This window comes from Streptomyces boetiae, assembly GCF_031845405.1.
Classification (GTDB): Bacteria; Actinomycetota; Actinomycetes; order Streptomycetales; family Streptomycetaceae; genus Streptomyces; species Streptomyces boetiae.
The window spans coordinates 31,247-55,729 of sequence record NZ_JAVREN010000017.1 but is presented as its reverse complement, the minus strand read 5'-3'; the positions used below and the strand labels follow the sequence as shown (position 1 = coordinate 55,729).

The window sequence follows — 24,483 nt, the reverse complement described above, 5'->3', positions numbered from 1 at the left end:
CCTCCGGGCGCTCGCGGTGACGGCCGCCGCCGCCCTCGGCGTGCTCGGCACCGCCCTGGCCCTGGACGGCCGCGCCGCCGGGCCCGACCGCCCGCGCGAGGACGGGCGTTCCACCGGCCCGGCCGCCGGGCCCGCCTGCGAGTCCTCCGTGCCCTTCGCCGCCGGGCAGGGCGGCTACGCGGCCTTCCGGATACCCGCGGCGGTGGCAACGCCGGGCGGCGCGCTGCTGGCGTTCGCCGAGGGGCGCCGGGACGGGGCGGGTGACACGGGCGCGATCGACGTGGTGGCGCGGCGCTCGGCGGACGGCGGCTGCACCTGGGGCCCGCTGACCGTCGTGGCGGCCGGCGGCTCCGACACCCGGGGGAACCCCACGCCGGTGGCCGACCCGGCGACGGGCCGGGTCGTCCTGCTGACCACCTTCAACGGCGGCGGGTCCACCGAGGCGGAGATCATGCGCGGGGAGGTGACGGCCGGGGAGGGGCGCCGGGTCTTCGTGCAGATCAGCGAGGACGACGGGCGGACGTTCGGCGCCTCCCGGGAGATCACCGACGACGCGGCGCTGCCCGGCTGGCGCTGGTACGCCACCGGGCCCGGCCACGGGATCGCGCTGACGGGCGGGGAGCACGCCGGGCGCCTGGTGATCCCCGCCAACCACTCCGCGTCACCGCCCGCGGGCTCGCCGGACACCGGACTTGAGCCGCGGTACTACGGGGCGCACGCGCTGATCAGCGACGACGGCGGGGAGAGCTGGCGGATCGGGTACGTGGCGGACGAGTACACCGGCGACCTCAACCCCAACGAGTCCCAGGTCGCCGAACTCCCCGACGGCCGCCTCTACTTCAGCGCCCGCGACCAGAACGGCACCGGGCGGGGCCACCGCGCGGGCGCCTGGTCCGCGGACGGCGGGGAGTCCCTGGAGGCGCCCTACGCGGCGCAGCACGACCTGGACGCGGTGCCGGTCGTGCAGGGCAGCGTCCTCCAACTGCCCGGCGGCCCGCTGCTGTTCTCCGGTCCGTCCGTGCCGGAGGAGCGCCGGGCGCCGGCCGTCTGGCGCAGCGACGACGGGGGCCGGACGTTCCGCCCGGCCGCGAGCCTGTCCCGGCTCCCCGCCGCCTACTCCGACCTGGTCCCGCTGGAGGACGGAACCGCCGGGGTCCTCTTCGAGACGGGCGAGCAGGGCCCCTACGAGCGCATCGAGTTCCGCCGCCTGGGCCCGCTCTGAGGGAACGCCCTGGGCCACGCGCCCGCCGAACTCCCTTCAGAAGGCCGTGAGCTGGGCGCCGGGCCGCCCCTCCCCCGGGGCCCGGAGGGCGCCCTCGTGGGCTAGCAGGGCGCGCTTGCGCTCCAGGCCGCCGCCGTAGCCGGTGAGGGAACCGTCGGAGCCGAGCACGCGGTGGCAGGGGACGATGACGCCGAGGGGGTTCTTGCCGTTGGCCAGGCCCACGGCCCGCGAGGCGGTGGGCCGGCCGATGTGCGCGGCGAGGCGGGCGTAGGTCCAGGTGCTCCCGTAGGGGATGTCGAGCAACGCCCGCCACACGCGCCGCTGGAACTCCGTGCCCCGGGGCCGCAGCGGCAGGTCGAAGACCTCGCGCCGCCCCGCGAAGTACTCCGCGAGCTGCCGGGCGGTCTCGGCGAACGGCGCCCCGGCCGCCCCGACTTCGGCCGCCGTGCGCGGCCCGAAGAGGGAGGCGTCGGGCCGGTGGCGCTGGTCCTCCATGTAGAGGCCGACCAGCCACTCCCCCTCGGCCACCAGCGTGAGGGGGCCGCAGGGGCTGTCGACCAGGGCGTGGGAGCGCTCGGCGGGCGTGGCCCGGGTCGGCATCGGGGTCCTCCTCGGACGGCTGACGGAAGGATGCGGCGCCCGGCCGGGCGGCGCCCCCACAAGTCTGCGGCACCGGCGCCGGCTCCCGGCACGCGGCGGCCCGTTCCCGGCCCCGGCGCCTATCCCTGGCGCTCGATGGCGCCGACCAGGATGGTCACCAGCTCGTCCAGCACCTCGTCCAGCGTGGCCTGGATGTACCCCGCGGACCAGTCGTAGAGCAGGCCGTTGACGGCGCTGATGAAGGCGTGGACGGTCAACCGGTAGTCGCGCGACGGGACTTCGCCGCGCTCGATGGCCAGTTTCACCTCGGCGAGCACGAGTTCGGCCCAGGTGCGGCGCGTCTCCAGGCGGCGGCGCTCCAGGTCCGCGCTGACGCCGACCACTTCGACGAACATCACCCGCACGCGCCGGGGGTCGTCCGCCACCACCCGGGCGTAGGCGCGGAACGCCTCGACGGCCCGCTCGGCGTAGCCGGCGTCCGCGGCGCGGGCCAGGGCCTCGGCCGCGGCCTCGGCGGCGCGGGCGTTGCCCTCCCGGTGGAGCTGGACCAGCACGTCCTCCAGGTTGCGGAACTCCTCGTAGAACTGCCTGGTGGACAGGTCGGCCCGCGCGCACACCGCGGCCACGCTGGAGGCCCGGTAGCCGGGTTCGTCCCCGAAGAGCTGGAGGGCCGCGTCGAGCAGCCGGCGGCGGCGCTCGGCGCGCCGCTCCTCCGGCGACTTGCCCCCGTAGGGGCGGGTGGATCGTCTGGCGGCGCCGGGCACGCGTCTCTCCTTCGCTCGGGCGTCGGCCAATTCTCGCTTGCAGCGGTCTTGCCGCCCGCGCGCCAGGCCCTTACCGTCTAGTAGCCCAATCTGAAACGCGTACGTTTCTGTTCCCCGGCCCGGCAGCACCGTACGCCCGCCGCGCTCCGGCCGTCGCGGCCCCCGACCCGGAGGATTCATGAACCGAGCCCCCACCTCCCATCGCCGTCCCCGGACCCTGCGCCGCGTCCTGATCGCCGCCGCGGCCGGTGTGGCCGCCCTCGCCACCGCCCTGACCGCCCTGCCCGCCGCCCAGGCCGGGGAGAGCGGCGGGGAGAGCGGCGGGGAGGAGGCCCCGCGCTACGAGGTCGGCGGACTGCCCGACGCCCTCGGCAACTTCTTCCTCAGCCCCGGCGCGGTGGAAGGGGCCAACGACTGGGAGTGCGAGCCCTCGGCCGAACACCCCGAGCCCGTCGTCCTGGTGCACGCCACCGGGGTGAACCTCGGCGCCAACTGGGCCCAAATATCGCCGACTCTGGCCAACGAGGGCCACTGCGTCTACGGCTTCAACTACGGCATGGGCCTGCTGTCGATGTTCGGGCGGATCGGCGGCCTGCGCGACGTGGCCTCCTCGGCCGGCACCCTGGACGCCTTCGTGGACCGGGTCCTTGAGGCCACGGGCGCCGAACAGGTCGACCTGGTCGGCCACTCCCAGGGCGGGATGATGCCGCACTACTACATCAAGCGCCTCGGCGGCGCCCCGCTGGTGGACGACTTCGTCGCGATGGTCCCCAGCAACCACGGCACCACCCTCAGCGGCCTGACCACCATCGGCGAAACGCTGGGCCTGCTCGGCCTGGTCAACGGCTTCTTCGACCTGGCCGGCCTGGAGGGCCTGCGGGACCAGGAGGTGGGCTCCGAGTTCATGGAGGCCCTGTTCGCCGACGGCGACACCGTCCCGGGCGTGGACTACACCGTCATCACCACCCGCAACGACGCCGTCGTCACGCCGTACACCAACAGCCTCCTGGACGGCCCGGACGTCACCAACATCGAGCTCCAGGAGCAGTGCCCCGACAACCCCGTCGGCCACGTCGGCGTCGCCTTCGACGGCCCCACGGTCCAGAACATCGTCAACGCCCTGGGCGCGGACGACCCGGACTTCCAGCCCGCCTGCGAGGACTTCGGCCCGTCCCTCTGATCCGCCTCACCCGCAGGACACCCAACTCCCGCCGCCCGCGCGGGGGAACGGCCCCTCCGCGCCCCGCCGACTCCACCGGCCCGGGCGGGGCGCGGAGGGGAGCGGGTCGGCGTGACCGAGGGCGTTCGACCGCTCGGCGCTCAGTATCCGGCGTCGTGCCCGTCCGCCAGGCCGTCGAGCCCGTGGAACGCGTCGCCGTCCCCCTCGGCCGCGAAGGACGTTCCGCCGTGCCCGTGGTGGTCCTCGTACCCGTGCCCGTGGTGGTCCTGGTCCCCGTGCGGGTCGTCGCGGTCCTCGGGGTCGTCGTGGTCCTCGGGGTCGTGGCGCCCGTCGGGGTCGTGGCGCCCGTCGGGGTCGGGGCTCCCGTAGGGGTCGTGGAGGGCGCCCGGCCCCCGGGCCCCGGAGCCCCTGCCGGGTTGTCCGGGCCGCAGGGGGTGCCCGCCGCCGGGGGGCGCCCCGCCCGCAACCAGCACGTCGAAATGCGGTGAGCCGCCGCCCCCCTGCCGCCCGAGCAGGTACGCGCCAAGGGCCATCGCCGCGTCGCCCCGGCCCGCGGCGCCGGACCCGCCCCGCAGCTCCGCCCCGCCCGGGCGGGACTCGCGCGGCACCTCCGCCCCCGGCGGCTCGCCGCTCAGGGGCGGCGCCGGCGGCGGCCTGTCAGCCGGCCCCGCGCCGCCCGGCTCGTGCAGCTCCACCCAGGCCGGGCGCGGGACACCCTTCAGCATCACCCGCACCTCCCCGAACGTCGCGGGGTCCAGACCCCCGTATCCCTGGCTGACGACCTCGCCGTACAGGTAGCTCCCGACCGCGAAGAGCAGCGTCGCCCCCGGCGCGCCGTTCAGCGGGACCTTCAGATCCTCCGCGTCGGCCAGCCCGCATGCCTCCCGGACGGCCGCGCCGGTCCACCCGGCGCCCACCTGGTAGTCGGCCACGCCGAAGGCCATCGCCACCCGCAGCCGCAGCCGCGCCTCCGGCAGACGGCTGGCGTTGTCCGCGTCCAGCGCGAGCTTCAGGCAGCGCAGCAGGCCGGGCACGGCCCGTGTCACCGAGGTGCCGTGCGGCAGGACCAGCAGCTCCCCGTCCCCGCGCTCCTGCCGTTCGCACGCGTCGCGCCGCACCCCGGCGTCGCGGCACGCCTGCTCCATCACGGCCAGCCACCGCCGCTGGTCGCGCTTCTGCTCGGGAACGGTCCCGCGGCCCGAGCCGTGCGTGTCGAGGACGAAGCACAGCCGGGGAACGCCGTCCTCCGCGCCGTTCGCGAAATCCATGGGAACACCTCGCAGTCGGGCCGGCCGCGGGGGCCGGCGAGGGCGCTCGGTCCGTCAGTTGTGCCACACCGGCGGCCGGGCGGCAACCGGCCGCACGAAGGTGCTCCGGCCGGGAACTTCCGGCCCCTCCGGGCGATCGAAGGGGGGAACGGCGGTTCGCGACACCCCGGCCGGGTCCGGGCCGGCGGGCCGTCCGCGCACGGCCCGCCCGCGACGAGGCGGGGAAGCAAGGCGAGCGAGGAGGAGGTGTCCGGTGACCGAAACCGGGGACGAACCCGTACTGTGCGTGGATTTCGGGACCAGCACGACACAGGCGGCCCTGCTGTCCGGCGGGCGCGTACTCCTCCTGCACGACCCGGCCGGCGGAACCGCCAACTGGCCTTCCGTGGCCCTGGCGGACGGCTCTGGCCTGCTCTTCGGCGCCGCCGCGGAGCGGCGCAAGCGGACCCGGCCCCGCCTCTACCGCCCGGAGTTCAAACGGGACCTGGGCCGGGACGCGCCGATCCGGCTCGGCGAGGCCGAGTACACGGCCGCGCAGTTGCTGACGGGCCTGCTGCGGGCGTTGCGGGGGGAGGCGGAGCGGCTGGCGGGCCGCCCCGTGCGCGACGCGCTGATGACCTTCCCGGCGTCGTACGGCGTCACCGACCCCCGGCGCGCGGTCCTGCTCGCTGCGGCTGCCGAAGCCGGCTTCGACAGCGTGGAGTTGCTGCCCGAGCCCGTGGCCGCCGCGCTCGCACCGCCCGCCGGGCCGCCGTTCGGCCCCGGCGACCTCGTCCTCGTCTACGACTTCGGGGGTGGGACGTTCGACACCGCGCTCGTGCGGGTCCGGGAGCCGGAGTACGAGGTGCTGGGCCACTCCGCGCTCGACGACTGCGGCGGTCGCGACCTGGACGCGGAGGTGCTGGAGTCGGTGCTGCGGCGCGTCCCGGGCCGGCCGGGGGCGGCGGACCCGGACGCCGCCCAGCGGGCGTGGCTGGACCTGGCGGACCTCTCCGTGGACCTGAAAGAGCAGCTCAGCAGCGGCGACACGGCCGAGGGGTTCACCCGCGACGACGTGCCCGTCACCCTGGACCGCTCCGAACTGGCCGGCAAGGCGGGGCGGCTTCTGGCCCGGACGGTCTACTGCTGCGAGGACCTGCTGGAAGCCTCAGGCACCCGGCGGGAGGAGCTGAGCGCCGTGCTGATGGTGGGCGGCAGCACCCGGAGCCCGGTCGTCGCCGACTTCCTGCGGGACGCCTTCCCCGTCCCCGTCCGCCAGGCCGAGGACGCGCAGCACGCCGTGGTGCGCGGCGCCTGCGCCTGGGCCGGGGGCGGGCCCGGCCGCGTGCTCAGACCCCGGCGCCCGCCCGCCGGCGCCCGCCCGCTGTCCTGGGACCTGCCCGGCGGCGAGGCAACGCTGGTGGACACCCTGGTCGCGAAGGGCACGCCGTACGAGGCCGGCGCCCCCCTGGCCCGCGTCCGCACGGCCGAGGGCACCCTCTACCGCCTCCTCGCGGACGCCCCCGGCACGGTTGCCACCTGGCACGCCGAGCCGGGAACGGCCCTCTTCAGCGGCGACTGGCTGGTGACGGCGGTGAACGCGGGGGCGTCCGGCGCGGCAGGCTTCCCCGGGGCGTCCGGGCAGCACGCGCCGGCACGGCTGGCGGCCGAGCCGGCGAAGACGGTGTGGACCGTGGCCGACGCCTCGGTGGGGGCGCTGGCGTTCAGCAGCAAGGGCATGTACCTCGCCACGGGCGACGACGCCGGAACCGCGGCGGTGTGGCGGCTCACCGACGGACAGCGGACCTTCGCCGCCGAGCACGACAGCCCGGTGACCGCGCTGGCCTTCGACGGGACGTCCCGGCTGGCCCGCGGCACGCGGAACGGCCGCGTCGCGGTCGCGGACCACACGCTCGGCCGCACCGCCTTCTCCACGGAGAGGGAACGGGAGGTGCGCGGCCTGGCGTTCAGCGCGAGCGGGGCTCTCCTCGCGGCCCGAACGGCGGACAGGACAGCGGACAGGACAGCGGCCAGGACTGCCGCGGGAACGGCCGCCGGGACGGCCGCGGACAGCACGGTCTGGCGCACGGACGGCTGGACGGAGGTGGAAACGGGCGCCCTGCCGCCGGAGGACCCGTGGGACAGCGCGCTCCCGGGGGACGGCGCGGCCGGGCCGCCGGGCGACGCGGCCGTCCTGGCGCGGCTCCGCGCGGCGGCCGGTGGCTCCGGCGAGGACCTGGCCGCCGTGTACGACCTGCTGCTCGGCCCCGACGCCGCTCCCCGGGTGCTCTTCGACTCCTCCGCGGTCCTCGTCCTGGGCGACCGCGCGGGCGGCGTCCTGCGGCTCCCCGCCCGGAACGTCCGCCTCGCCGCGATCAGCCGCCCAGGCCGCCTGATCGCCACCGCTCCGGCCGAGGGCGACGGGATCACGCTGTGGAGCCTCGACAGCGGCGAGGCTGTGCGCACGCTCAGCCTGGCGGGCGGGATCGCGGCCCTGGCCCTCAGCCGCGACGGCACCCGGCTGGCCGCCGCGGGGCACTCGGGCAAGGGCGAGGTCGCCGTCTGGACCCTCACCGAGGTGGCCCCCTTTCCGGTGCACGCCAGGGCCCAGCGGCCGGCGCCGCGCGCAGCGCCCGGATCACCGCCCGAGCCCCCCCACGAGCCGGGGCGCCCGCGCGCCGAGCCGCCGCCGCGGCGGCCCAGGCCGGCGCCGCCGCGCCCGAGGCCGAACGGCAGGGCTGGCGGCGGGAGCGTGAAGCGATGAGCAGCGCCGCAGGACCCGTGCTGGCCATCGACTTCGGAACGACGAGCACCCGCGCCGTCCTGTCCGACGGCGGCCGGGTGCGGCAACTGCGCGAGCCGGCGAGCGACGGGTGGTCCTGGCCCTCGTCCGTGTTCCTGGACGAGGGCGTGCCCCTGGTCGGGACGGCGGCCGAGCACCGCAAGCGGCTGGCGCCCGCCGCCTACCGCGACGAGCTCAAGCGCCACCTCGGCGAGGAGGTGCCGCTGGACCTCGGCGGCCGGGGTTACCGGCCCGGCCTGCTGGTCACGCTGCTGCTCCAGTCCGTGCGCCAGGAGGCGGAGCGGGTCAACGGCGCGCCGGTTGGCCGCAACGTCCTCACCTGCCCGGCCTCCTGGGGCCCGGCCGACCCCCGCCGCGAGGAGCTGCTGGCCGCGGCCGGGCGGGCCGGGATCGCGAGCCCGGATCTGGTCCCCGAGCCGGTGGCCGCCGCGCTGGCCCCGGTGGCGGGCGACCCCCTTCCACCGGGCAGCACGGTGCTGGTCTACGACTTCGGCGGCGGAACGTTCGACGCCGCGCTGGTCCGCCTGGGCGGCGGCGGGGCCGGGGAGGAAGCGGAGCACACCGTGCTCGGCTGCGCCGCGCTGGACGACTGCGGCGGGCGCGACCTGGACGCGGCCCTCGCCGCCCGGCTGCGCGCGAACGGCGGTGCGGCGCTGCGGGCGTTGCTGGAACGGGAGGGCGACGCGGGGCCGCGGGCGCGCCTGGAGCTGACCGGGTTCGCCCGCACGCTCAAGCACCGGCTGGGCGCGGAGGTCAGCGCCTCGGACGTCTTCCCCGGCTCCGGGCTGGTCGTCGGCCTCGACCGGCAGGAACTCCTTTCGTTGGCCCGGCCGTTGCTGGTCCGCACGACCGACTGCTGCGCACGGCTGCTGCGCCGGGCGGCGGACGAGGCGCGGACGGCGGGCGCCGAACCCCCGTCCGTGGACGCCGTGATCCTGGTCGGCGGCTCGTGCGAGCTGCCCGGCCTGCCGGAGCATCTGGCCGCAACGCTCCGGCTGCCGCTGCGGCGCCCGGAGGACCCCCGCACGGCCGTCTCCCAGGGCGCGGCGGCCTGGGCCTCGGGCGGGCCGGTGCTGACCGTCGCGGCCACCGGGCCGCTGCCGGACCGCACGCCCCTGTCCTGGCCGCTGCCCCCGGGCCCGGCGACGCTGCTGGAGTGGCGGGTCGGGCCGGGAGCCGCCTACGCCGCCGGCGAGGTGCTCGCCCGGGTGCGGGCCGCCGACGGCTCCCTGCTCGACCTGACCGCACCCCGCCCGGGCACCCTCCGCGCCCAGCACGCGCGCCCTGGCGCCCAAGTGGCAGGCGGCGACTGGCTGGTGACGGTCAGCGCGCTGCCGTCCCGGCCTTGAACGGACGGCCCGCGCGCCCCCGGACGGCCCGCGCGCCCCCGGGCGGGCCGGGCGGGGTCCCGCGTCACGCCGCGCCGTCCGGCGGCCTCATCTCCCGGCCCTTGCGCGGGAGTTCGTGCAGCAGATGCTCGTACGCCCGCACCACCGTCCGCGCGGCCTCGCGCGAGGGCCCGGAGAGGAGACCGGACTGCCAGCGCAGCAGCCAGGCGGTGTGGCGCTCGGCGGCGGCCTCGCGCAGCCGGGGCGCGGGCGTCGCGGAGGGCAGGCCGAGCCGCTGCTCGGGGCGGCGGCCGAACTCGCCCAGCGCGCGCCGCAGTTCCTCCCCCTCGGCGTCGGAGAACCGGAGCTGCCCGCCGTAGAGGGAGCGCAGGGCGGCCAGCTCGGCGAAGCCCGGCTCGTTGAGGGCCAGGTCCTCGATGACGCCGATGGCCCGGCGCAGCGCGGCGCGCTCGCGCGGCCCCAGCCCGGCGGCGAGGGTCTGCGGCATCCGCCGCACGCGGCCCAGCGCGGCGTCGAGCTTGAGCAGCGCGGCCCGGTGGCCGAAGTGGTCGCTCAGGCGCTCCCGCAGGGCCGTCATCCCGGTGTCCGCGAGCAGGCGCTCGCGCAGCCCTGCCACCGTCGCCCCGCCGCCGGCCTCGCGCAGCGCCCGGCAGGCGGCGTGGATGCCCCAGGCGCCGAAGCGGCGCCACAGCCGTTCCCGCTCCTCCTGCCGCAGCGGGAGCCCGTCGCCGGGCCCGGCGAAGACGGCGGCGGCGAACAGGGCGGCGTGCAGGCGGGGTTCGGGCAGGGCGGCGAGCTTCCCGAGCCGGGCCAGGTCGGCCTCGTCCAGCCCGGCGACGGCCTGCCCGGTGAGGCTGCACACCGGCAGCAGGTCGTAGAGGCGGCGGCGCAGGCCGGGGGTCTCGCGCAGCATCCGGCCCGCCAGTGCACGGCCGAGTTCCATCGGGTGCGGGCCGCCGGGCTCCCACTCCTGCTCGCACTTGGTGAGCACGCCGAGCGCGGTGAGGGGCGTGGCCGCGACGAACTCGGGCCCGAGGTACTGCGCCAGCAGGCGGCTGTCCCCGGCCGAGGGCCCGCGCACCGGCACGACGAACACCAGCCCGTCGGCCGAGGCGGCGTGGCGCAGCGTGGCGGACCGCACCTCGCCCGGGTCCAGGCCGAGGAACTCCAGGGTGTTGAGGGAGTCCTGGCCGAAGACGGAGTCCAGCCCCGGGGTGTCGATCAGCTCGAAGGCCCGCAGGTAGGGGCTCGGCAGCTCGACCACGATCTCCGCGATGCCGTCGATCTCCTCCGGCCGCCGCTCGCGGCGCACGGTCAGCTCCGCTAGCCGGCCAGGGTCGAACGGCCGAGGCGGCCGGCCGTCCTTGTAGCGCACGAGGAGGCGGGCCCGGGGGCCGTGGCGCAGCCGGTTGACGTTGTAGGTCAGCTCCTGGGAGCCGGTGGCCAGCCGCTCCTCCCCGATCAGGGCGTTGACGAGGGTGGACTTGCCGGTGCTGATGCGCCCCACGACGGCCACGCTCATGGTCCGCCGGGCCCGGTCACGTTCGGCAGCGAGGGCGCGGCGCAGCAACTCGGTGTCCTCGCCGCCGCGTTCGAGCAGGCCGACGGCGGTCTCGAACGCGGCGGCGACCCGCCGCTGAAGGGGCTCGCTCACGCGACGCCCTCGTCCGGGCGCGGCGTCTCCTCGCCTGACTCTGGCGTTTCCTCGCCGGAGCCCGGGGCGCTGTCGCCAGGGCCGGGCGTGCCCTCGCCGGGGTCCGGCGCGCTGTCGCCAGGGCCGGGCGTGCCCACCCCGGGGTCCGGCGCGCTGCCGCCCGCGTCGGGCGCTTCCGGCTCCGGCGCCCAGGCGCCCGCCGCCCCCGCCAGGCGGGCAGCGCGCGGGGCGAGTTCGGCCGCCGCCTCCTCGATCTCCTTCAACGGCACCTGCTCGCCAGCCAGTTCGGCGCGCCGCGCTGCCGCCTTCTCCTCCGTGGCGCGGATGCCGGCGCGCAGCCGGGCGAGGGTGTCGTCGATGCGCTCCCGCTCCCGGGCGATGCGGCTGTCGAAGTCGGCGGAGATGTCGGCGGCGAACGCGTCCACCATCCCCGCGACGACCGCTCCGGTGCCCGCCTCCCCCGCCTCGCGGGCGGTCCGCAGCTCGGCGCGCAACTGCTCGCGGCGCCGGGCCAGTTCGGCGGGCGGGATCTCCTCCTCGATCACCTCCTCCCACCGGGAGGCGGGGGTGACCTCCTCCTTCCGGATCAGGGTCTCGGTGACGGTGGGCGTGAAGACGTGCAGGGCGGCCTCCGCGGCCCGCCGCCCCCAGCGGCCCAGCAGCCTGCCGACGCCGTCCGCGAACCTCTGCTGCCGCTCGGAGCGCACGACGCGCGTCTCGGTGACCGTGCGGTACTCGGCGGGCGTGGAGTGGACGACGGTGCGGGTGGGGCGTTGCAGGCGGCCGAGCGCGCCCAGGTCCACGACGGCGGGGGCGGGCATCGCGCCCAGGGAGGCGTCGGCCAGCTCCAGGCTGAGGTCGCGGGCCAGGTCGCGCTGCGCGGCGGCGGCCTGCCGGTCGGCCCACTCCCCGACCGCCGCCAGGGCGGCGCCGAGGTCGCCGTTGACCCGGGCGGCCAGGGCCGCGGGGTCCTGGAGCAGGTCCACCACGTGCAGGTATTCCGCCTCCGCCCGGGTCCACACCCGCGCCAGCTCCTCGTCCGCACGCGCCCGCAGGCGGGTGCGCAGCTCCTCCAGGGCCTTGGTGAGCCGGGCCCGCCAGGGCGCCTCCTGGGCGGCCAGCTCGGCCAGGCGCGCGGACTCGCGTTCCACCTGGGAGGTCAGCTCCTCCAGCCTGGCGCCGCTGGCGTCGCGCAGCGCGACCTCCTCGGCGCGCAGCGGCTCCAGCAACGTCCGCAGCCCCGCGCCGAGTTCGCCCAGGGCCCCGCCGAGGAGCGCGCGGGCGCGGTGCCGGGCCAGGCGGTGCCACAGGGCCGCCTCCAGCTCGGGGAAGCCGGAGTGGCGCAGCAGGTCGTCGCCGCCCTCGGTCACCAGGTGGTGGAGCTTGGCGCGGCTGGAGACCGGCAGGATCTCGACGGTCTCCTCGGGGCGCCCGGTGACCTGCGCGATCCTGGCCCGCATCCCGGCGGCGAACCGCTCGGTCTCGGCGGGGGGTTGGAGGTCGGTCTTGGTGAGGGCGAACAGCAGCGCGTCGGGGTGGTCGGCGGCCCGCACGGCGTGCGCGGCCTCGGCGAGGAAGTCGGTCTCGCTGAGGGACAGCGGCTCCTGCGCGGAGGCCACGAACAGCACCGCGTCCGCGGAGGGCAGGTACTGCTGGGTGGCCAGCGTGTGGTCGTGGTAGACGCCGCCGACGCCAGGGGTGTCGACCAGGACGAGCCCGGAGGCCAGCCGCTCGTCGGGGAGTTCGATCTCGATCAGCCTCGCGCGCTCGGCGTCGGGGTGGTCGGTGCCCTGGGCGGCGAATTCCCCGATCTGCGCCCGGGCGATGCGGCGGCGCTCGGGCGGCTGCCCAGGCTCCGTCACGAGGGTGACGTGGACCCGCTCGGTGTTCCCCCAGGAGACGGTCAGCACCAGCCGGGTGGCGATGTACATGTTGGCGGGCAGCAGGTTGGGCTGTTCCAGAAGGGCGTTGAGCAGGCTGGACTTGCCGCGGTTGTACTCGCCGCACACCACGACGGTCAGGCGGCCGGAGCGCAGCCGCTCGCGGGCGCCGTAGAGCCGGTCGGTGGTCTCCTCGGCGGTGCCGCGCTGTTCGGCGATCGGGATGATCCGGTCCAGCAGCAGGAGGAGGCGCTGCCTCAGGACGTCGTACTCGGCCATGCGGTGCTCCCTGGCGGATGAGTCTGCGGGTGGTGCGGGGGCGGGTCTTGGGCGGGCCATGGGCTGGCGGGCGAGCCCGGGGGGCGGGTGCGGCGGGCGTTCATGCGGCACCGCGCCGCAGCTCGTGCAGCAGCAGTTCGTAGGAGCGGCGGATGACGCCGGCGGCCGTCCGCGTGGGGCCGCTGTGCTCGCCGAGGGCCGCGGCCAGCGCCCAGCGCTCCAGGCCCTCGCGGGCGCGGCCGGCCAGCGCCTCGGGCGGCGCGTCCTCGGGGAGCCCGAGGCGGGCCGCGGGCGTGGCGCCCGACTCGCCGGTGACGCGCAGGAGTTCGCGGACCTCGGGCGGGGTGAGCGCGAGGCGTCCGGCGTAGTGGTCGCGCAGGACGGCGAGTTCGCGGAAGGCGTGCTCGCTGAACTCCAGCCGCAGGATTCCGGCGGCGGCCGGGGCCACGGCGTCCCCGAGGCGGTCGGCCAGGACCCGGGTCTCGCGGATGGCCCGGTCGAGCTTGATCAGCGAGGCCCGGTTGCCGAAGTGGTCCAGCAGCAGGCGGCGCAGGTCCTCCACCCCGCTGCGGCGCAGCAGTTCGGCGCGCAGCCCGGCCGTGTCCGTCAGGTCCTGGCGGATCAGCTCGCAGGCCAGCCAGACGCCGTAGGCGCCGAAGCGCTCCAGCAGGGCGGCCCGGCGCGCGGGCGGCAGGGGAACGCCCGGCAGCTCCCGGTGGGCGAAGAACGGCACGCGCCGCACGTGCGCGCGCAGCTCCTCCGAGTCCAGCTTCGTCAGCTCGGTGAGGTCGGCGTGCTCCTCCTCGGTGAACGTCGCCGCCGCGGCCCCCAGCAGCCCGACGACGGGCCGGATGTCGTAGAGCAGCCGCCGCGCGTCCGCGGCCTCCATCAGGCTCTCCGCCACGCGGCGCCCCTCCGCCAGCGGGTCGGCGCCGGTGGCGTGCCAGTACTGCTCCACCTTGGTGAGCGCCCCGACGGTGGTGACCGGCCCGGCGGCCCCGAGGCCCGCGCCGGCGAAGTCCCGCAGCAGCTCCGCGAATCCGTGGGAGAGGCCGCGGTCGAAGACGGCGATCAGGGCGTCGGCGCGCCCGGCGTGCGCCACGGTGCCCTCCCGGACGTGCTCGGGCGGACGCCCCAGCCAGCGCAGGGCGTTGGCGGAGTCCTCGCCGTGCACGGAGTCCAGCCCGGGGGTGTCCGCGAGGTCGTAGTCCCGCAGGGCGGGGCTGGGCTCCCCGATCTCCAGGTGGTCCACGCGGCGCAGCAATTCCCGCAGGGCCGGGTCCTGTTCGCGGGCCCGGACGGCGAACCGTTCGAGCGCGGCGGGGTCGTGGCGCTGGGGCGGCGAGCCGTCGGTGAGGTGCAGGGTCAGGGAGGGGGTCTCGGCGTGCCGGAACCACGTGACGTTGAAGGTGAGTTCGAGCGCGCCGGTGGGGGCGCGCCCGGCCCCGAGGAGGGCGTTGGCCAGGGTGGACTTGCCCGAGCTGACGCGGCCGACCAGGGCGAGCCGCAGCCGGGCGTCGAAGCGTTCCGCGATCTCGCGCAGCAGCCGCCTGGCCTCGGCCCGCGGGCCCTCGCCGCCGCCGGGGGCAGCCTCCTGTCCGGCCTCCTGTGAGGCGAGCTGGGCGTCGGCCCGGCCGAACGCGCGCCGGACCCGCTCGGCGTCCATCAGCCGTCCAGGCCGGCGGCGCGGGCGGCGAGGTCCGCGACCCGGTCGCGTGCGCGCTGAAGGGGCGCGCGCTCCTCGGTCAGCGCGGCGTGGCGCTTCTCGGCGTCCTCCACCGTCGCCTCGGACTCCGCCTCCAGCCGCCGCACGGTCGCGCCGATGCTCTCCCGCTCCTGCGCGATGCGGCTCTCCAGCTCGGCCACCGCCCCCGCCGAGAGCTGGTGCACCAGCTCCTCCACGCCCGCGCGCAGGTGCCCCAACTGGTCGGTGCGCAGCGGCGCCAGCTCCTCCTTGAGCGCGGCGCGCAGGGCCCGGCGCTGCTGCTTCCGCAGCTCCACGTCGGCCTCCGCCGCCGCGGCACGCCAGCCCGCGAGGGCCCCCACGGCGGCGCCGGCCCAGGCGCCGAGCTGCCCGCCCACCCACGTCCCGACGATCGGCAGGAAGAAGGTGCCGATCAATGCCCCTCCGCTGCCGCCGAGTCCGGCGCCCACCGCGCCTCCCGTGCCGATGCCCGCCATGGTGGCGCGGAACCTGGCGAGCCGCCCGGTCGGCTGATCGACGGTCCCGCTCTTCCCGCTGATGTCCAGGAAGGGCACCGGCGGGTCGGGCAGGCGGGGGAAGCCGGCCAGGGCCAGGGCGATCTCGCTGCGCTCGGCGAAGTCCTTCAGCACGGCGGCGGCCCGGCGTTCGGCCTCGTCGCTGACCGCCCCCGCCACCGCGACCGTGTCGGCGGCGATCTTCCGGACGAGGGCATCCGGGTTCTCCAGGTACTCCTCCTTGTCGAGGTAGTCGGCGTGCGCCTTCAGCCAGACCCGGTCGTGCTCGCGGCGCGCCTGCTGGAGCAGGTCGGAGCGCACCTTGCGGAAGTCCGCGCGCAGTTCGCCGCGCCAGGTGGCGTCGGCGGCGGCCAGGTCCGTCAACCGGCCCTGGGCGTCCCGGTATTGCGCGCGCAGGCGGGCGAGCTCCTCCTCCCTCCCCTGCCCGACGGCCGCCAGCGCGGCGTCGACGGGAGCCAGCAGGGCGGCCAGGGCTGCGTCCAGCGCGGTCACGGCGGCGCCCAGCAGGACGGTGGCCCGCCGCCGGGCCAGCGCCGCCCACAACGCGGCCTCCAGCGCGGGGACGTTGCTCAGCTCCAGGTCCTCGGGCGCGCCGCCGGCGAGGTGGTCCAGCTTGGCCTGCGCGGAGACCGGCAGCACGGTGAGCGCGGCGGGCGGCAGGCCGGTGGCCTCCGCGAGCTTGGCGCGGGCGTCCTCGACCAGCGGGCCGGGGTCGGCCACCAGGTCGGCCTTGGTCAGCACGCACAGCAGCCCCTCCCCGTCCTCGCCGACGCGGGCCACGCCCACCGCCTCGGCCACGAAGGCCAGTTCGGCGGCGGTGAGGGGCTGGGTGCAGTCGAAGACGACCAGGAGGGCGTGGGCGCGGGGCAGGAACGCCTCGGTGGCCAGGCTGTGTTCGCCGAACTGGCCGCCGGTTCCGGGAGTGTCCGCGATCACCACCCCGGAGGCGAGCAGTGGGTGCGGCAGCTCGGCCTCCAGCAGCAGGGCGCGCCGGACGTTGTGCGGGTTGCCGCTCTCGGTGACGTAGTCCGCGATCTCCTCGCGGGTGATCACCCGGCGTACCGGGTCTTCGCCCTCCTCCCCGGCGAGCACGACGGTGATCCTCTCGGTCTCGCCGTGGCCGACGACGGTCACCAGCCGCGTGGCGATCACGGTGTCGGTGGGCGCGAGGCCGGGCCGCTGGTCCAGCAGCGCGTTCAGCAGCGTGGACTTGCCACGCTTGAACTCGCCGCAGAGGACGACGGTCAGCCGGCCCTCGGCCAGCCGCTCCTCCTCCGCGCGCAGCCGGGCCGACGTCTCGGGAGCCTCCCTGGCCTCGGCGGCCCGCGTCACCTCGCTGAAGAGGGCGAGCAGTTCGGTGCGGAGCTGGTCGTAGCGGGGCATGATGACGGGGTGCTCCCTCCGGTCGGGGGCGGAGCGGGGCGCCGGAGGCCGGCAACGGCCCACGGCAGCCTGCTGATTGGCCTTTGGATCGCGGGAACGCCGGGAATGTTCCGGCCGACGCGCGCGGGCGGCACCGACTTCGACACCGGAGGTGTGGCATCGACAGCGGCCGTGATCCCGTCGAGAACGCCTGGCGCATCCAGGCCGAGATCGCCGGGGCGACGACGCGGGTGGACGCCAAGGCGTCGTTCGCCCTCACGCTCCAGGCGGCGGTCATTGCCGTCGCCGGCACACTGGCCGACGACGGCGGGGCCAACGCCCTGCTGATGACGCTCGGCGTGGCGTCGGTCGCCGCCGCGGCGGCCCTGTCCGTGCTCACCGTCACGCCGCGCCCGCGCTCGGACCGGTCCATCACCCCCGAGCCCGCCAAGGACTTCCTGCACTTCGGCCACCTGCGCGAATGGCAGCCCGCGGCGCTGGAGAAGGCGCTGAAGGAGAAGGAGATCCTGCCGCAACTCAGCCGCCAGCTCATCCAGACCAGCCGGATCGCGTGGCGCAAACACCTGCTGATGCAGTGGGCATTCGCGCTGACGGGCGTGGGCGGGGCGCTGCTGCTGCTCGCCTTCGCGGTCTGAGCGCCCGGCCCCGACGGGCTCATCCGAGGCCGTGGCCTGTGCGCCGGCCCCGGGGGCCGATCTACGGTCGGGGTGGAGGGGACCGCACGGCGAACGCCCCACGGACGGCGGAGGAAGGACCATGACTGAGGCCCGGCACGCTGCCGCCCGGCGTCTGATCGACGCGGAACGACCCGGTCTGACCGCGGTCGTCGCCCTCCTCACGGGCGGCGACGACCGCACCTGCCTGCTGCGCACGCTGCACGAGGGCCTGCGCGCCTGGGCCGCGGCCGGCCCCGAGGCGCGCGCCGACCGGGCCCTGCTGTACGGCGCGGTGACGAGGGCCGCTCTGGGCGCGGCCGCGCCGCCGGCCGCGGAAGGGGATAGCGCGGCCGTCCCACCGCGCATGGAGGCGAACCGGTCGCCCGCCGCCCCTCCGTGCGCGGCCACGCCGCCGACTGCGAGCACGGACCACTCGGCCGCCGCCGCCCTGCGCGCGGCCCGCATGCGAGGCCCGGAGACGGAGGACTCGGCTGTTGCCGCCCTGGCCCGGCTCCCCGCCCTCCCTCGCGCCCTCGCCATCCTGCGCCTGCGCGTCGGCCTGTCGGCCCCGGAGGCGGCCCGCGCCCTGGGCCTCACGCCGGAGCGGGCGGCCCGGGAGTGGGCGTTCGCCGTACGCCAGTTGACGGCCTGCCCGTCCGCACCTCCCGGCGCGGCCCGACCCACTCCCACCGGGAACGCTACGCCCGCCCTGACCCCGGCATGCGGCCCCCCGGCCGCCTGACCGCCCCTGCCCGGCGGCCACGCCCGCCGATCCCGGCCCGCCGCCCGGCGTCCGCAACGGCCGTTCAGACGTCCGCGCGCTCCGCGAGGAGCGTCAGGCGGCCACGGTCGCGGATGACGATGCGGCGGTAGCCGGTGCTGATCACGCCGCTCCGGCGCAACTCCGCCAGGGAGCGCTGCACTTGGGCGCGCGAGGCGTTCACCAGGCCGGCCAGCTCCTGCTGGGTCAGGGGCGCCTCGATGAGAACGCCCTCCCCGGACGGGGACCCGTAGGTGTCCCCCAGGGACCACAGCAGGCTCGCCATCCGCGCCTCCACGGTCGCGGCGGCGCGGACGCGGAAGCGCGTGGCCTCCCGGAACTTCGCGCTGACGTACCGGTTCAGCGCCAGCGCGGCCTCCGGGCTGCGGCGCAGCCAGCCGTGCAGGTCGCCCTCGGGCACCCGCAGGCCGCTCACCCGCGAGACCGCGATCACCGACGCGCTGCGCGGCTGCCCGTCGAGCGCGCCCAGCTCGCCCACCATGTCCCCGGGCCCGCGCAGCGCGAGCAACGCCGTCGCCGAACCCCCGTGCGCCGCCACCACCTTGACCCAGCCGGAGCGCAACAGAAGGGCGTGCCGCGTGCGTTCACCCTGCTCGATCAGCACGTCCCCAGGGGCGAACGCCACCGGCCGCCCCAACCGCACCAGTTCGGCGGCGATGCGGGCGTCGAGCCGGGGGAGCAGCGCGCCCGCGCCCCAGCGCCCCGCCGGCCACTCGGACTCACTCATGCCCCCAGTGGAGCCCGCGCGCGGGCGCCGCGCAACCGGTTCCGGCCATCCCGGCCCCGGGCGTTCGGAAGGCGCGCCCGCCCACGCCCCTCACCCCCCGCCGGGACCGGCGGCCCGCCGCAGCGCGTCGTCCACCAGCGCCGCCCAGGCCGCGTCGTCGACCTCCGGCAGCGGCACGGCCCGCAGCAGGGACTGGAGTCTGAGCAGGACCTCGGGGTCGGCGTCCTCGTCCGGGGCGGTGTCCGCGAGGGGGGGCGCGTCGCCCGGCCGTTCCTCGCCCATGTCGTTCCTCCTCTTCGTCCAGGGCCCGCGTGCGCGCTTCATTCCAGTCGCAACCGGTTGACGAGTTCGAGTCTGGCCCGTGAGAGTCTGCTCTTCACCGTACCCATGGGGATCCGCAGCACGTCCGCGATCTCCTGGTAGTCGCAGCCGCACAGGTGCCGCAGCACGACGACGGTCCTGAACTCCGGGTCCAGCGCGTCGAGTGCCTGCCGCACCCGCACCCCGTCCGTGACCTGGCCGTCAACCCCGCGCACCACCTCGCGGGGCAGGGGACTGCTGCCCACGGGATACGGCCGCCGGCCGCGCTGCTCCAGCTCGGCGCGCGCCGCGTTCACCGCGATCGTGCGCAGCCAGGTCGTGAAGCGGGCCTCGGAGCGGAAGCCGCGGATGCCGTTGGCGACGCGGATCAGCGTGTTCTGGCAGGCGTCGAGCGCGTCCTCGGGGTTGCCCGTGATGCCCGCGCAGATGGTGAGCACCGTGGGCCGGTGGCGCCGCAGCAGCTCCTCCAGCGCGGCGCGGTCGCCCTCGACCGCCCACGGCACCAGCTCCTCGTCGCTCAGCTCCGCCAGGTCGTGAGACATCACGTTCCTCAACGCCAACCCCCACACAGGTGCGGCCGACCGAGCGCCACCCGACTCCGCCGGCGTACCGACCTCCGATGGCAGATAGATCCCCCGCGCGGCCGGAATGTTCCCGGCCCGCCCGGCTTTCCTCTCCCCTCACCCCACCTGCCGCTGGGCTCCCGCCGCCGGGAACACCGGCCGGATGACGGGGAGTTGCAGGCCCGCCCCGGCGAAGGCGGCGCGCAGGGCGTCGGTGACCGCCCCGGCCGCCGCCGCGTCGGTGAGGAGGATGGCGCTGCCGCCGAAGCCGCCGCCGGTCAGGCGGGCACCGAGGGCCCCGGCGGACAGGGCGGCGGAGACGGCCAGGTCGAGCGCAGGCACGGACACCTCGAAGTCGTCCCGCAGCGACTGGTGACTCTCCGTCAGGAGCGGGCCGATCTCCCGCGCCCGCCCCTCCCCCAGCAACTCCGCGACGCGGGCGACCCGTTCGTTCTCGGTGAGGACGTGCCGGGCGCGGCGGCGCAGCACGGGGTCCGCCAGGCGGTCGACTGCGCCGGGCAGCGCCTCGTGGGGGAGGTCGCGCAGGGTGGGAACGCCCAGGGCCCGGGCCGCCGCGTGGCACTCGGCGCGGCGGCGGGCGTAGGCGCCCTCGGCGTGGGCGTGCGGGGTGCGTGTATCGGCCAGCAGCAGGGCCAGGTCGTCGAGCGTGGGCGTGAAGGGGAGGTGGCGGTGGCCGGCCGGGGCGCGGGTGTCGAGGTGCAGGACGTGGCCGGCGGTGCAGCAGGCCGAGGCCATCTGGTCGAGGATGCCGCAGGGGACGCCGACGTAGGCGTTCTCGGCGCGCCGGGCGAGGGCGGCCAGCCGTTCGCGGGGCAGGCCGAGGCCGTTGAGGTCGTCCAGGGCCAGGGCGGTGGCGACCTCCAGGGCGGCGGAGGAGGACAGCCCGGCGCCCAGCGGCAGGGTGGAGGTGAACGACAGGTCCGCGCCGGTGAGGTGGTGACCCGCCTCGCGCAACGCCCAGGCCACGCCCGCCGGGTAGGCGGCCCAGCCGGTGACGGAGCCGGGGGCGAGGGTGTGATCCAGCGGCACCGTGACGGCCGGGCCGGGCGCCTCCGCGGAGCGCAGCCGCAGCTCGGGGCGTTCGCTGCGGGAGGCGGCGGCGAGGGTGGTCAGCGGCAGGGCGAAGGGGAGGACGAACCCGTCGTTGTAGTCGGTGTGTTCGCCGATGAGGTTGACCCGGCCGGGCGCGGTCCACAGCCCCTCGGGCTCGGCGCCGAACCAGGCCAGGTGCCGCTCCACCGGCGCGGCGGTCACGTGCGGCCGTTCCCCGCGTTCCCGGCCCCGGCGTTCCCGGCCCCGGCGTTCCCGGTCCCCGCCAGGCGGACGTTCCACGCGTCGGAGACGATCGTCGCCAGGTCGGTGCGGACCGGCCGCCAGCCGAGCCGTTCGCGGGCGCGCTCGGCGGAGGCGACCAGGACGGCGGGGTCGCCGGGCCGCCGTGGGCCGTCCTTGGCGGGGATCGGGCGGCCGGTGACGGCGCGGGCCGTTTCGATGACCTCGCGGACGGAAAAGCCGTTGCCGTTCCCGAGGTTGCAGATCAGGTGCTCCCCGGGCGTGGCGGCGTCCAGGGCCCGCAGGTGGGCGTCGGCCAGGTCGTCGACGTGGATGTAGTCGCGCACGCAGGTCCCGTCCGGGGTCGGGTAGTCGGTGCCGTGCACGGCCAGCGACGGCCGTTCCCCCGCCGCCACCTGAAGCGCGAGCGGGATCAGGTGCGTCTCCGGGTCGTGCCGCTCCCCGAGCCCCAACTCCCCGTGCGCTCCCGCGACGTTGAAGTACCGCAGGGAGACGGCGGCCAGGCCGTGCGCGGCGCAGGCGGCGCCGATCATGTGGTCGACGGCAAGCTTGGAGGCCCCGTAGGGGCTGGTGGGCCGGGTGGGCGCGTCCTCGGTGATCGGCGTGGCCTCCGGCTGGCCGTAGACGGCGGCCGTGGAGGAGAAGACGAGCAGGGGGACGTTGAACCGGCGCATGGCGGCCAGGAGTTCGAGGCTCCCCCCGGCGTTGTTGCGCCAGTACTTCTCGGGGTCGGCCACGGACTCCCCGACCTGGGAGGAGGCGGCGAAGTGCAGCACGGCGTCGTAGCCGCCGCCCACGTGCTTGCCCGCGTCCTGGACTCGGCCGTGCACGAAGTCGGCCCCTGGCGGGACGGCGTCGCGGTGGCCGGTGGAGAGGTCGTCCAGCACGGTGACCCGGTGGCCCGCGGCCAGCAGGTGCGCGGCGACGACGCTGCCGACGTAGCCGGCGCCGCCGGTGACCAGGCAGGTGCTCATCTCAGGGCGCAGCCTTTCGCAGCTGGTGGGCGGCGGACTCGGGCAGGACGTCGTTGAGGAAGGCGCCCATGCCGGACTCCGACCCGGCCAGGTGCTTCAGCCGCCCGGGCCCGCGGCGGATCGTGAACAGTTCCAGGTGCAACGCGAAGTCCTCCCGCTCCCGGGCCACGAGGCCCGCCGGCACCTGATGCCAGCCCGCAATATAGGGGGTGTCCCTGTGCGCGGGCCCGAACAGGCCCGCGAAGCGGCGCAGAAGATCGAGGTACACCTCCGGGAACTCCGCCCGCTCCTCCTCGTCCAGGCTCATCAGGTCCGGCACCCGGCGGCGCGGGTAGAGGTGCACCTCGTAGGGCCAGCGGGCGGCGCGCGGGACGAACGCGATCCAGCGCGCGCTCTCCCTCACCACCCGCCGCCCGTCCGCCCGTTCGGCCGCCAGGATCTCGTCGTAGAGGTTCGCCCCCGTCCGCTCCCGGTGCTCCGCGACGGCACGCAGGGCGCGGGCGGTGTGCGGGGTCACGTAGGGGTAGCCGTAGACCTGCCCGTGCGGGTGGGCCAGGGTGACCCCGATCTCGGTCCCCGAGTTCTCGAAGCAGTACACCTGCCGCACGCCCGGCAGCCGCCCGAGCGCCGCCGTCCGGTCCGTCCACGCCCACAGCACCAGCGCGACCCGCTCCGGCGTCAGCTCCGCGAACGACACGCCGTGCTCCGCCGAGAAGCACACCACCTCGCACCGCCCGTCCCCACCCGCGAAGGCCGGGAACCGGTTCTCCAGGACCGCCACCTCGTAGTCCGCCGCCGGAATCTCCGTCCGCCGCCCGCCCCGCGAGGGACACAGCGGACACTCGCCGTCCGGCGGCAGATACGTCCGCCCCTGCCGATGCGCCGCGTACGCCACGGGCTCCCCCCGCAACGGGTCGAACCGCACCTCGGAAACGACCGCGGCCCCGCCCAGCCTCCGCCCATCGGCCGCTTCCGCTGCCCGCCGCGCCCCTCCCGCCGCCGCGTAGTAGATCAGCTCCCGCCCATCCGCCAACCGGGTGCTCCAGCGCTCCATCCCACGCCTCACCACCCGCGTTCGATCACGTTCCCCCACAAGCCAACACAAACCATGCCGGGGGAACGCCTGTCAACGCCTGTGACGCAAGTGGCCCCCCGCCCTCACCCCACCACGACCTCCACCTCCCCACCCACCACCCGCACCTCCCGCACCCCCCAGACCCGCTCGGGCATCTCCTTCCCGGCCCGCGTCACGTACCCGCCGACCCGGAGCGCGACCTCGCCGCCTTTGGCGACGACGACCTCGCCCTCGACCCCGACCCCGTCGGAAAACTGCACGTCCAGCGCCAGGGGCTCGGGCTCCGCCACGTACCCCTCCGGCTCCTTCACCCCATCCACCCGCAGCCGCGCTCCCCGGAACAGGTGCGTATGCCCGCACGTGGCTGCATACCGCTCGTCACCACCCATACTGCCCACCCTCCCCCTGGCCCCCACCACGCGCACGCCGGCTTACGCCGACGGCATCAGGCCCCCCGCCCCGGCCCACGCAGCGCCGATACCCTATTCGCGACGACATGGCCCCCTGGCCGCCACTCTTCCCGATAGGCGCCACCGGGAGGCCGCAGCTCGCACCGCACGCCCGAATGGAGACGCTTCGCACCCGCTGGGTAAAGTAAGTAAAAACCGCACCCCGGCGGCATGAACTCGCAGGCCAGCTGCTCTGCTCCCCGCGCTCCCGCACCCGCTACGACCAGGCCGGGCACGTCGTGCTGCTCCCCGCGCGTGCGGGTTGTTGCAACCCGCTTGGGGGGCGGCCTTTGTGGCGGCCGGGTGGGGTGGACGCCGGGGGGTTGGGTTGGTTAGGGGCCCTGCGGGGGTCGGGGGCGGGTGCTGCGGGTGGCGTAGAAGACGGTGTGGGGGCGCATGAGCATGCGTTCGCCGCTTTCGAATTCCAGCCAGCGGCAGCCGCCCGGCGCGCCCGCGATGTCGTGGACCGTCCAGACCGCGCCGCCCACCAAGACCTGATCTCCTCGGCGGACCGTGGCGGCGTCGACCGTGCCCGAGATCACTACCGGCCGACCGGCCCTTTCCCGCTTCACCACGCGCTCCCTTCCCTCGTCTACCACGCCACCGGCAGCAGCAACGCCGCCACCACGCCCAGGCAGAACGCCAGCCCCAGGGCCAGGGCCGGCACCGCCGCCCGTGAGAATCCCGCCCACGCGGCGCTCACCACCACACGCGGACGCGAGACGGCTCGATGTCGCGGCACGCCGGCCCCTCCTCCTGGCCCGGCCACCCCACCAACTGCGCCAGCTCCCCCACCAGCTTCCGCACTTCCGCCGGACACAAGGTGATGTCCGTGTCCGCCATGGCCAGTTCGGGAGCGCGGTGCAGCCCGTAGATGGCCACCGGGATGTGGATCACCCCGGCCTCGGCCGCGAACGGTCCACGATTGGTGATCAACTGCACTGAAAGAGACATGCCCAGTCCTTCCAACAGGAGTCAGGGAGGGAGGCCGGGAGCGCTCAGCGGCGGCGACCGCTACGCCGAGCAACCGACGCTAACCAGC

At 76.4% G+C, this 24,483-nt stretch carries 22 protein-coding genes; 6 read left to right on the top strand and 16 right to left on the bottom strand.

The features are described from left to right. Window positions 1–61: 61 nt before the first annotated feature. Window positions 62–1,222, top strand: coding sequence for a sialidase family protein (locus RM780_RS13770; RefSeq protein ID WP_394812958.1), 1,161 nt, complete (start codon window positions 62–64; stop codon window positions 1,220–1,222). Window positions 1,223–1,258: 36 nt separating this feature from the next. On the opposite strand, the gene RM780_RS13765 is transcribed toward RM780_RS13770, so the two are convergent. Both RM780_RS13765 and RM780_RS13760 read right to left on the bottom strand, forming a co-directional pair. Further along, the gene (locus RM780_RS13765; protein ID WP_311630977.1) at window positions 1,259–1,822 is read right to left on the bottom strand and encodes a methylated-DNA--[protein]-cysteine S-methyltransferase; all 564 of its coding nucleotides are present in this window, start codon (window positions 1,820–1,822) and stop codon (window positions 1,259–1,261) included. Window positions 1,823–1,941: 119 nt separating this feature from the next. Beyond that, window positions 1,942–2,586 (bottom strand): TetR/AcrR family transcriptional regulator, encoded by a 645-nt coding sequence (locus RM780_RS13760; RefSeq protein WP_311630976.1) that lies wholly within the window; start codon window positions 2,584–2,586, stop codon window positions 1,942–1,944. Between the two features lie 178 nt (window positions 2,587–2,764). Between RM780_RS13760 and RM780_RS13755 the strand changes: the two genes are divergently transcribed. Further along, window positions 2,765–3,766, top strand: a complete 1,002-nt coding sequence (locus RM780_RS13755; protein ID WP_311630975.1) for an esterase/lipase family protein — start codon at window positions 2,765–2,767, stop codon at window positions 3,764–3,766. A gap of 140 nt (window positions 3,767–3,906) precedes the next feature. Here the strand turns inward: RM780_RS13755 and RM780_RS13750 are convergent, their stop codons facing one another. Then, entirely contained in the window at window positions 3,907–5,034 is a 1,128-nt protein-coding gene (locus RM780_RS13750) for a hypothetical protein (RefSeq protein WP_311630974.1), read from the bottom strand. A 253-nt stretch (window positions 5,035–5,287) separates the two neighbouring features. Between RM780_RS13750 and RM780_RS13745 the strand changes: the two genes are divergently transcribed. Continuing rightward, window positions 5,288–7,777: an Hsp70 family protein gene (locus RM780_RS13745; RefSeq protein ID WP_311630973.1), complete on the top strand. Its 2,490-nt coding sequence runs from the start codon at window positions 5,288–5,290 to the stop codon at window positions 7,775–7,777. Beyond that, a complete protein-coding gene (locus RM780_RS13740) occupies window positions 7,774–9,165 on the top strand; it encodes an Hsp70 family protein (RefSeq protein ID WP_311630972.1) in 1,392 nt (463 codons plus the stop codon). The genes RM780_RS13745 and RM780_RS13740 overlap by 4 nt, the downstream gene beginning before the upstream one ends. Window positions 9,166–9,229: 64 nt before the next feature. Here the strand turns inward: RM780_RS13740 and RM780_RS13735 are convergent, their stop codons facing one another. The 4 genes from RM780_RS13735 to RM780_RS13720 form a co-directional block, all read right to left on the bottom strand. Next, window positions 9,230–10,819 (bottom strand): dynamin family protein, encoded by a 1,590-nt coding sequence (locus tag RM780_RS13735; protein ID WP_311630971.1) that lies wholly within the window; start codon window positions 10,817–10,819, stop codon window positions 9,230–9,232. Further along, entirely contained in the window at window positions 10,816–12,978 is a 2,163-nt protein-coding gene (locus RM780_RS13730) for a dynamin family protein (protein ID WP_311630970.1), read from the bottom strand. The genes RM780_RS13735 and RM780_RS13730 overlap by 4 nt, the downstream gene beginning before the upstream one ends. Before the next feature lie 100 nt (window positions 12,979–13,078). Next, window positions 13,079–14,644, bottom strand: coding sequence for a dynamin family protein (locus RM780_RS13725; protein ID WP_311630969.1), 1,566 nt, complete (start codon window positions 14,642–14,644; stop codon window positions 13,079–13,081). Beyond that, window positions 14,644–16,581 carry a dynamin family protein gene (locus RM780_RS13720; protein ID WP_311630968.1) on the bottom strand — a complete coding sequence of 646 codons (1,938 nt, stop codon included), beginning with the start codon at window positions 16,579–16,581 and terminating at the stop codon, window positions 14,644–14,646. The genes RM780_RS13725 and RM780_RS13720 overlap by 1 nt, the downstream gene beginning before the upstream one ends. 83 nt (window positions 16,582–16,664) lie before the next feature. Between RM780_RS13720 and RM780_RS13715 the strand changes: the two genes are divergently transcribed. Further along, the gene (locus RM780_RS13715; RefSeq protein WP_311630967.1) at window positions 16,665–17,216 is read left to right on the top strand and encodes a Pycsar system effector family protein; all 552 of its coding nucleotides are present in this window, start codon (window positions 16,665–16,667) and stop codon (window positions 17,214–17,216) included. A gap of 121 nt (window positions 17,217–17,337) precedes the next feature. Then, window positions 17,338–17,979, top strand: a complete 642-nt coding sequence (locus RM780_RS13710; RefSeq protein WP_311630966.1) for a hypothetical protein — start codon at window positions 17,338–17,340, stop codon at window positions 17,977–17,979. A gap of 64 nt (window positions 17,980–18,043) precedes the next feature. Here RM780_RS13710 and RM780_RS13705 read toward each other — a convergent pair whose 3' ends face one another. From RM780_RS13705 to RM780_RS13665, 9 genes are all read right to left on the bottom strand, one after another. Next, window positions 18,044–18,745, bottom strand: a complete 702-nt coding sequence (locus RM780_RS13705; RefSeq protein ID WP_311630965.1) for a Crp/Fnr family transcriptional regulator — start codon at window positions 18,743–18,745, stop codon at window positions 18,044–18,046. A 90-nt stretch (window positions 18,746–18,835) separates the two neighbouring features. Next, window positions 18,836–19,027 carry a hypothetical protein gene (locus RM780_RS13700; protein ID WP_311630964.1) on the bottom strand — a complete coding sequence of 64 codons (192 nt, stop codon included), beginning with the start codon at window positions 19,025–19,027 and terminating at the stop codon, window positions 18,836–18,838. Window positions 19,028–19,065: 38 nt separating this feature from the next. Beyond that, the gene (locus RM780_RS13695; protein WP_311630963.1) at window positions 19,066–19,608 is read right to left on the bottom strand and encodes an RNA polymerase sigma factor; all 543 of its coding nucleotides are present in this window, start codon (window positions 19,606–19,608) and stop codon (window positions 19,066–19,068) included. A gap of 138 nt (window positions 19,609–19,746) precedes the next feature. Further along, window positions 19,747–20,904, bottom strand: coding sequence for a galactokinase (gene galK, locus RM780_RS13690; RefSeq protein ID WP_311630962.1), 1,158 nt, complete (start codon window positions 20,902–20,904; stop codon window positions 19,747–19,749). Continuing rightward, entirely contained in the window at window positions 20,901–21,917 is a 1,017-nt protein-coding gene (gene galE / locus RM780_RS13685) for a UDP-glucose 4-epimerase GalE (RefSeq protein ID WP_311630961.1), read from the bottom strand. The genes galK and galE overlap by 4 nt, the downstream gene beginning before the upstream one ends. A gap of 1 nt (window position 21,918) precedes the next feature. After that, window positions 21,919–22,971: a galactose-1-phosphate uridylyltransferase gene (galT, locus tag RM780_RS13680; RefSeq protein WP_311631023.1), complete on the bottom strand. Its 1,053-nt coding sequence runs from the start codon at window positions 22,969–22,971 to the stop codon at window positions 21,919–21,921. Window positions 22,972–23,075: 104 nt separating this feature from the next. Further along, entirely contained in the window at window positions 23,076–23,312 is a 237-nt protein-coding gene (locus tag RM780_RS13675) for a hypothetical protein (protein ID WP_311630960.1), read from the bottom strand. A gap of 461 nt (window positions 23,313–23,773) precedes the next feature. Beyond that, entirely contained in the window at window positions 23,774–24,013 is a 240-nt protein-coding gene (locus tag RM780_RS13670; protein ID WP_311630959.1) for a hypothetical protein, read from the bottom strand. Window positions 24,014–24,140: 127 nt separating this feature from the next. Continuing rightward, window positions 24,141–24,395 (bottom strand): hypothetical protein, encoded by a 255-nt coding sequence (locus RM780_RS13665; protein WP_311630958.1) that lies wholly within the window; start codon window positions 24,393–24,395, stop codon window positions 24,141–24,143. Window positions 24,396–24,483: the final 88 nt, after the last annotated feature.